This is a genomic window from Novipirellula rosea (assembly GCF_039541335.1).
Taxonomy (GTDB): Bacteria; Planctomycetota; Planctomycetia; order Pirellulales; family Pirellulaceae; genus Novipirellula; species Novipirellula rosea.
Map to the genome: position 1 here is coordinate 47,261 of NZ_BAABGA010000023.1, position 7,136 is coordinate 54,396.

The following is a 7,136-nucleotide window of genomic DNA, read 5'->3' on the forward strand; positions in this document are numbered from 1 at the left end:
CGGCTCGATTCCGCTCTTTCATGTCAGTTAATTGAAACGTAGGGAACGCGATTTCCATGGCGTCTGTCACCGATCCAAATCAACTTCATCCTTCTGACCCGCTCATCCCCAACGCGATGGTCGAGGACGATGTGTATGAGGAGCCGAATTCGAGACGGCGATTTTTGATCTTCAACGCCATGCCCGCTTGGGCTGTCAGCACGTTTGTTCACGTCATCATTTTGTTGGTCCTTGGATTGGTTTCGATTGCCGATCCGGTCAAGATCGTCAACGTATTGTCGGCGTCAGCCACCGCCGAAGAGGGTCCGGAAATGGAGGAGTTTGCGATCGAGCAGCTCGATCCGGGCGAGGTGGCTGAAATGGAAGAGATCACCGAAACAACCGTCGACACCAGCGAACAAATCGAGATGCCTGAGCCGACGACGTCGGTCGAGTCGATCGAAATTGCCGAAGTGGCGATCGACATGGGCGAGATGGCATCGGATATGGCTCCCGCCGCGACGTCGCTGCAAACGTTGTCGTCCGTTTCGGGCGCCCCGATGAGCAGCCGCAGCGCGGATATGAAAAAGAAACTGCTGCGTGATTACGGAGGCAGTGCCAGTAGCGAAGCGGCCGTCACGGAAGCGCTGAAATGGTTCTCACGCCACCAATTTCCCAACGGTGGTTGGTCGTTCCAGCACAACGTCGCTTGTAACAACCGCTGTGGTGATCCCGGCGAACCGAAACGTGCCGGTGCGGTCAATGCCGCCACCGCGATGGCGTTATTGCCGTTCATGGGCGCTGGCCAAACCCACAAATCAGGCGACTTTCGCGAGAACGTCTATCGCGGACTCAAGTTCCTGATCAGCAACGGAAAACTCGGTAAGAAAAACGGCATGCCCGTGCTCGATTTGACCGAGAGTGCGGGCAACGGAATGTATTCGCACGGCTTGGCGTCGATTGCGTTGTGTGAAGCTTACGCGATGACCGGCGACCCCGAATTGGCGATGCCAGCCCAAGCGTCAATCAATTTCATCGTCTACGCCCAATGTCGCGATGGAGGTTGGCGTTATCGACCGCAACAACCCGATGGCGGTGACACGTCGGTGGTGGGTTGGCAAGTGATGGCGCTGAAGAGTGCTCACATGGGGCACTTGCTCGTGCCGCCTACCACCGTGCAAGGTTCGGTTTTGTTTTTGGACAAGGTCCAATCCAATAACGGGGCCACCTACGGCTACGCCAGCCCCTCGGCCAAAGTTCGACCGGCCTGTACCGCGGTCGGTGTGTTGTGCCGAATGTACACCGGGTGGTCAAAGACCGATCCACGAATCGTCGCAGGCGTGAAAGAAGTCGCCAAGATTGGATTCCGCAAAGACCAGATCTACTACGATTACTACGCCGCCCAAGTGCTGCGTCAATTTGGGGGTGCGGAATGGGACAAGTTCAACAACGAAATGCGTGATTGGTTAGTCGAAACTCAATCGCAAGACGGCGGAGCGAAGGGCAGTTGGCATTTCCCCAAAGGGGGCCACGGTCCCAAAGATGGCGGCCGATTGGCTTCCACATCATTCGCAACGATGATGTTGGAAGTCTATTACCGCCACATGCCGCTGTACGCCGACAACGCCGCCGAAGACGACTTCCCTCTGTAAGTCGTTTTCCCGGCTTCACCCCGTCGCGATCCAGGTAGCGAAACTCGCCAACAGTTTCGTCGCGGCCTTTGATAGTGACGCGGCGGGGTGCCACCCAGTCGAGCTAGCACGTTTTTTCGCGTCCGCGGCTGTAATCGCGACGTTTTTTGTCTTAGCTGCGGAGCAGCGGTAGCATGAAGCCTGAGAGCGCTGTCGCTGCTCCGCAGCTTTTCGGCCGTGCGTCTCGCTAACGGACCTCGGGCTTGCGCCCGAGGCTTTATGCTGTCGCCGCGTCCGCGGCTGGGATGACACCGTTTTTTGCCTTAGCTGCGGAGCAGCGGTAGCATAAAGCCTGAGGGCGCTGTCGCTGCTCCGCAGCTTTTCGGCCGTGCGTCTTGCTAACGGACCTCGGGCTTGCGCCCGAGGCTTTATGCTGTCGCCGCGTCCGCGGCTGGGATGACATCGTTTTTTGCCTTAGCTGCGGAGCAGCGGTAGCATAAAGCCTGAGGCGTCAGCCTCAGGTGAAACAGCAACCTTCCGACGCAAAGCCGCGGATGCGGCGACAGCAAAAAAAATTGTCATGTCAAACACGCATACAAATTTACTGTTTCATATCGTGTACAGCACGAAATATCGACGCAATCTCATTCGGGCGGACAAGTCTCCTCGAATCTACGAGTACATCGGCGGTGTGATCCGGGAACAGAAGGGGGTATTGATCGAGATTGGCGGCATCTCCGATCACGTCCACATTTTGGCAAGACTTAGCCCCACACTTGCAATCTCGGATGTGCTGCGAATCACGAAGGCCAATTCGTCAAAGTGGATCAATGAAACATTCCAGCCAAATTTTCCCTTCGCTTGGCAACGGGGGTTCGGAGCGTTCAGCGTCAGCGCGTCGAATGTCAAACAAGTGCGAAACTATATCCAGAATCAAGAGCAGCATCACAAACGGATGTCGTTTCGAGACGAATACCGTCAATTGTTGATACGCCACGAAATTACGTTTGATGAGAAGTATCTATTCGAGGAAGAACAGATTGGTTGAGGTTCGATAGTGCAGACAAGGCCAATCAGTCTTAGCTGAGATCGCTGTCGCTGCTCCCCAGCTTTTTGCGAGGGTATCGCTAACGGACCTCGGGCTTACGCCCGAGGCTTTATGCTGTCGCCGCGTCCGCGGCTGTAATCGCGACGTTTTTGTCTTAGCTGCAGAGCAGCGGTGGCATAAAGCCTGAGGCGTTAGAAGTTACCTCTCCCAGCGAAGCTGGGAGAGGTAACAGAAAAGCTCGCTGGCGACGCGGCATCTGCGGCTCTGACACCTACGAAAAAACGCCCCTTCCGTCGCCGGAGGGGGCGTTGCTAACGTTTCAGTCTTGTCGTGGTGCGTCTAGCGGTTCCACCACCAACGATCATTGGCCGAGGCCAAAGATTCCGTTCGTTTCGTTGCCACGGCGGCGTCGACGGTTTGCTTTTCAACCACCGAGAACGCGTCGATGTCGACGCCTCCCGATGCCGTCACGACCCAACCACTGCGGCCTCGCACAAAACTGCACTGAGGGTTCAACGCTTTGGGGATCGCGTAGGAGGTCAGCTCGACCGCTTCGTTCTCTTGCTTTAGCAGCGACAGATCGATGCCAGCTTTTTGATCGAGCCGTTCTTGGCTGATCAATGTGGCCGCGATGGTCATATCCATGATGTTTTGCAAGTCACCGAAAACATGGATCTGCTTCGCCAATTCAGGATATTTCTGCGTCATCGTCTCGGCCCAGGTTTGCGCGATTTTATCAACGCGGCCTGCTGCTTTGACGTCGCCATCGGCGGCAACCAAGTCTTGATCGGTCAGCGTTTTCACGCCTTGGCCCGACAATTTCCAAGCCAACGCGTCTTCGCTCTTGGTCATCGCGTCGTAATTGCACGCCATCCACCAACGTGGGTTCTGAGCCGCGCTGTGGCGGCTATTCTTGGACATTTGCAAATAGCTGGGCAATCCGTTGACATTTGATGGAGCCAACTCCATCGCCACTCGCTTCATTTCAAAGTCGGCAGCGACCAGGATCCGAGCGTATCGGCTGTCTTGCGGCACTCCGGTCAAGTGGATCATTTGGGGGCCAAACGCTTGCTTCATCGCCGACTCGTAAATCGCAGGGTTTTGGCCTGGGCGAAGCTTGACGTTGCGAAGCACGTTTTGCAGACGTTGGCGACCTTCGGCAGTCGGCTCGATCGAGCAGCTGATGCCGCCCCGGCGAGCGGTTTCGACGGTGCGAAACGCGACGATCAAATCGGCCAATCGCATGGTCGATTTTCCCGACTTCGTCCCCACGACACTGCCGTCATCGAGCATTTCCCAAGGCTCCGCAGGGCCCGCGATCACGATGTCGTTGTTGTCGGGGTCGACGAAAACGTACTCGATCCGTTGCAGTCCCGCCAAAAACTCGACGTCGCTCGAAATCGGCTCGCCCGCTTCGCGAGTCGCCTGCAGGTGTTTTTGCAATTTCGCTAACGAGATCATCCGCATCTCGGTCGCTTGATTCATCTCGCCTTCGGCTTGCCGGAGCGCCGCTCGGGCCGCGTTGGACAGTTCTTGTTGCTCCGCGATCGTCGCGTTGCGGACAATACCTTCGGCGTCAATCAACACCCCTCCCACCGCTCGGTTGTTGAGACCACTGATTCCCGCCTGCAGCGAGGCGGACATGCAGAGGACCGCGATGATAGACGCAGTAAAGCGAAACAGACGTTGTGGACCGAATTCCATCGAGTGGATCTCCGAGGTATCCCGCACAACGGCTCGCGTTTTTGGGCGGGGGATGGTTCGTGGCTTAGAATATTCGTGGCTTAGAATAGATGCCTTGGACTAAAAACCGCAAATGCAATCCAACGGATGGCAACGCGGTCCGGCAAGTGACCGATACACAGGATACTTGCGGAAAATCCATATCGCAACAGAAGTCCTGTCGCAGTGAACGCACAAATAGTCGGTTTCTCCGCTAAAATACGAGTGCGGCACGTGGCAGACGCTAAGAACCTGCCGCTCGCCATTCTACATACTCCGTCACAGCGTTCACAATCATCATAATCGATACGCCAACGGTCTTTTCCATTTTTGGCTTCTCCTATCGCAGTGGATTCGCTTGAACACCAAAGCCTCGCAGACGACATCCTCGATAAACCCGGCTGGATCCTCGACAAACCCGGCTGGCCACAACTCCGCCACCCGCCACCCTGGTGCCTACCTCGTCTTGAAATCAGCCGGCCGCTGGAGTGACGTCTTCCGCCTCGCCCCCCCGGCCGAAGCCTTCCTGGGACGAGCTTCGTCCAACCAAATTGTGATCCGCAGCCACCAAGCGAGTCGCCAGCACGCCCGCATCTACTGGGCCGATCCGGCCCCCCAAGAAGCCTCGGCCTCGTCGCAGCCTGTTGCCGCCACCACCACCGCCACCGCCACCGCCACCGGATCATGGTTCATCGAAGATCTCGGCAGCCGCAATGGCACCTTTGTCGGCGGAATCGAGATCACCGCGCCACACCCGCTTCGTGATGGCGACAAAATCGAGGTCGCCGGTTTTGCGATCCAGTTCACGCACACGATTCATACCGGCGGCATCGAAACGACATCCAGCGATGATGACGACGCGGCCTCGCAAGCCACCGACGACCAATTGACGATGGAAATGAGTGCCGATGCGATCACCGATCGGCGGCGGCACAGCGACTATCTGCATGGGCGAACCGCTGCGTCCGCTGCAAACGCCGCGGACTCCAAAACCGCCGCAGAACGAAACGCCGCTGGGGACGATTCGCCGGGCGTTCGCAGCCGTTTGCTAAAACTGGCATTCACACTCGCTCGCCTCGAGGATTCCGAGTCCGCTGTCGCGGCGTGCCTAGATGATTTGGTGGGCAGCTTGAAATTTGATACCGCTGGTGTCTATCTCAGCGAACGATCGACTCCGCCATCCTCGGTATCGCCCAGCTCGATTTCAGAAATCCCGTTGGTTGCGACGCGGCAAAGCGGCGACCGCAGTTACCGCCGGCCGCCCGAAACGCTACTGCAGAATCTTGCCGGCGAAAACGGGCACGCCTTGTTGGCTCGCAATATCGTCGGCGATGACCAATTGGCGACCAAGAACAGCCGTGGCGAGATCGATGTCGAAAGCATCATCCTGGCCCCGATCCGCGACCATCGCGATCGCTTCCTCGGCATGATTCACATGACCACCGCCGCAGGAATTCGCCCCTTTAGCAGTGACGATTTGCAAGTTGTCGTCGCGGTGGCCGAAATCCTTGCCGAATCGGTTTCACGGCTCGCCGACCAGCGGCGATTGGCCAAGTCGCTTCACCTCAGCCGCCGCAGAGCCGAGTTGCTGCAAGAACAACTTGGCGACAAAGTTCGCATCGTCGGTAAAAGCGAAGCGATTCGTGCCGTCATCGAAAAAATCAAATTGGCAGCACCGACGCATGCCACGGTGTTGGTGCGAGGCGAATCGGGGGTGGGCAAGGAATTGGTCGCCGCCGCGCTGCATCACGCATCCAACCGCCGCGAAGGACCGATGGTCTGTTTGAACTGTGCCGCGCTGAGCGAAACTCTGCTAGAGAGCGAATTGTTTGGTCACGAAAAGGGCGCTTTTACGGGCGCCACCGAGCGGAAGCGGGGCAAGTTCGAAATGGCCGATTGTGGCACATTGATGCTTGACGAGATTGGCGAAATGAATGCCGAACTGCAAGCCAAGTTACTTCGTGTACTCGAGGGGCATCCGTTTGAACGCGTTGGCGGACACGAGCCGATCAAAGTTGATGTTCGTGTCGTCGCCGCCACCAACCGGGATCTACAAGCGATGGTCGGTGAAGGCAAATTTCGACAAGACTTGTACTATCGTCTGCACGTGGTCGAGATCATTGTGCCACCGCTTCGGCAACGCCAACGTGATTGCTTGTTGCTGGCCCAGTTCTTTCTTGACCGTTTCAATCGCGAGATGGGTCGCCGGATCGAAACGATCAGCGAAGCAGCGCAAAAGCGACTGCTCGAATACCATTGGCCCGGCAACATTCGTGAATTGCGAAACGTGATCGAACGCGCCGTGGTGCTAAATCAAAAGAACGTGATCGAGGAAAACGATCTAGCCCTGTCGCCGGCCTCTGCGGCGGGCGGAGACGCTACGGCGTCGAGTGATACAGCGGTCGAGATGACGTTGGCCGAACTCGAGCAGCAGCACATCGAACGCGTGTTGCGTCACACGGACGGCAACAAAAGTCGCGCCGCCGCGATGTTGGGAATCGAACGCAGCACGCTGGACCGCAAACTGAAACGGTTCGCCAAATCATGATTGCCAGCTGTAACCAATCGCGGGAATGGGGCAAACTCAATTTACCCTCCCGTGTGGGGAGGGCTTGTGAAACCACGCTGGCACGATCCATTTCTAACACTCCGAGCCCCACCCAGAGCCGGCTACCGCCGACTCTGACCTCCCCGAAGGGCATTGGTGTCTACACAAATCGATCGATTTGATATTGATTGCCGGATGGGATTCAAAT

At 57.1% G+C, this 7,136-nt stretch carries 4 protein-coding genes; 3 read left to right on the forward strand and 1 reads right to left on the reverse strand.

Going from position 1 to position 7,136, the window contains the following annotated elements:
- Positions 1–56: 56 nt before the first annotated feature.
- Together ABD971_RS09130 and tnpA are read left to right on the forward strand one after the other, a co-directional pair.
- Positions 57–1,631, forward strand: a complete 1,575-nt coding sequence (locus ABD971_RS09130; protein WP_339937689.1) for a prenyltransferase/squalene oxidase repeat-containing protein — start codon at positions 57–59, stop codon at positions 1,629–1,631.
- 559 nt (positions 1,632–2,190) lie between these two features.
- The gene (gene tnpA / locus ABD971_RS09135; protein WP_345321370.1) at positions 2,191–2,658 is read left to right on the forward strand and encodes an IS200/IS605 family transposase; all 468 of its coding nucleotides are present in this window, start codon (positions 2,191–2,193) and stop codon (positions 2,656–2,658) included.
- 339 nt (positions 2,659–2,997) lie between these two features.
- Here tnpA and ABD971_RS09140 read toward each other — a convergent pair whose 3' ends face one another.
- A complete protein-coding gene (locus ABD971_RS09140; RefSeq protein WP_339937693.1) occupies positions 2,998–4,362 on the reverse strand; it encodes a DUF1598 domain-containing protein in 1,365 nt (454 codons plus the stop codon).
- A 484-nt stretch (positions 4,363–4,846) separates the two neighbouring features.
- Between ABD971_RS09140 and ABD971_RS09145 the strand changes: the two genes are divergently transcribed.
- Complete coding sequence (locus ABD971_RS09145) at positions 4,847–6,928, forward strand: sigma 54-interacting transcriptional regulator (RefSeq protein WP_345321372.1); 2,082 nt, start codon at positions 4,847–4,849, stop codon at positions 6,926–6,928.
- The last annotated feature ends 208 nt before the right edge of the window (positions 6,929–7,136 follow it).

What these genes read in the sequence shown, in the direction of transcription:
- ABD971_RS09130 (WP_339937689.1), top strand. Translation starts at nt 57, where the DNA reads ATGGCGTCTGTCACCGATCCAAATCAACTTCATCCTTCTGACCCGCTC.
- tnpA (WP_345321370.1), top strand. Translation starts at nt 2,191, where the DNA reads ATGTCAAACACGCATACAAATTTACTGTTTCATATCGTGTACAGCACG.
- ABD971_RS09140 (WP_339937693.1), bottom strand. Translation starts at nt 4,362, where the DNA reads ATGGAATTCGGTCCACAACGTCTGTTTCGCTTTACTGCGTCTATCATC.